Origin of the sequence: Streptococcus sp. CCH5-D3 (genome assembly GCF_001556435.1) — a bacterium.
Classification (GTDB): Bacteria; Bacillota; Bacilli; order Lactobacillales; family Streptococcaceae; genus Streptococcus.
In genome coordinates, this window is the sequence record NZ_LSIW01000040.1 from 1 (window position 1) to 810 (window position 810).

1 protein-coding gene is annotated in these 810 nt (G+C 38.5%); it reads right to left on the bottom strand.

What is annotated here, in order from left to right; all coding sequences use genetic code 11:
- Positions 1 to 810 (bottom strand): ISL3 family transposase (locus AX662_RS02175; RefSeq protein WP_156430683.1); only part of this gene is annotated, 810 nt, incomplete at both ends.

The window sequence follows — 810 nt, forward strand, 5'->3', positions numbered from 1 at the left end:
TGATAAGCTTATTGGTCCCCTCCAATTTTGCATTTGAGTAATGTGTTTCTAGTGCATTTTTGATGTATTGTTTATGTTTACGAAAAGTCCTAAAGACTGTTTTGAAGTAATGATTGACCTTGCTTATATTCTCCTCTATGAGTTCAAAAAACTCATTCCCCCTCTTCTCCTGAAAGTGAAAAAGCAAAAGCTGATAGAGGTTATAATAATTGGAGAGTTCTTCTGAGAAATTCAGTGTCTTCTCAACGACTTCATGTGGGCATAATGTTTGATGGAAGGTCTTTGAGTAAAAAGGGTTGAGAGATAACTTACGGCTGTCCTTTTGGAAGAGTCTCCAGTGATTTTTTAAAGCTCGATAAGGTAGTGACTTCTTATCAAACTGATTCATAATGGCAATTCTTGTCTTTAAAAAGGCACGTCCAAGGTGCTGGATAATGTGAAATCGATCAAGAACAATTTTGGCGTTAGGGAAGAGTTTGCGAGCCAGTGGAATATAAGCTCCTGACATGTCCATCGTGATAAACTGTACCTGTTGTCGGACTTTCAATGGATACTTCAAAAAATAGTTTCGTATAGTAGTTTGGCAGCGATTATCAAGGATGGTTATGAGTTTGTTGGTCTCATAGTTTTGAGCCACAAAAGCGAGTTCACCTTTCTTGAACCCAAACTCATCCCAGGACATAACAGCTGGGAGTTTGTCATAATGTTCCTTGAAAGTAAACTGGTCAAGTTTACGATAGACAGTGGACGTCGATACACGAAGTCTTCTGGCAATATCCGTTAGTGATACCTTCTCAGTTAGAAGTTGTG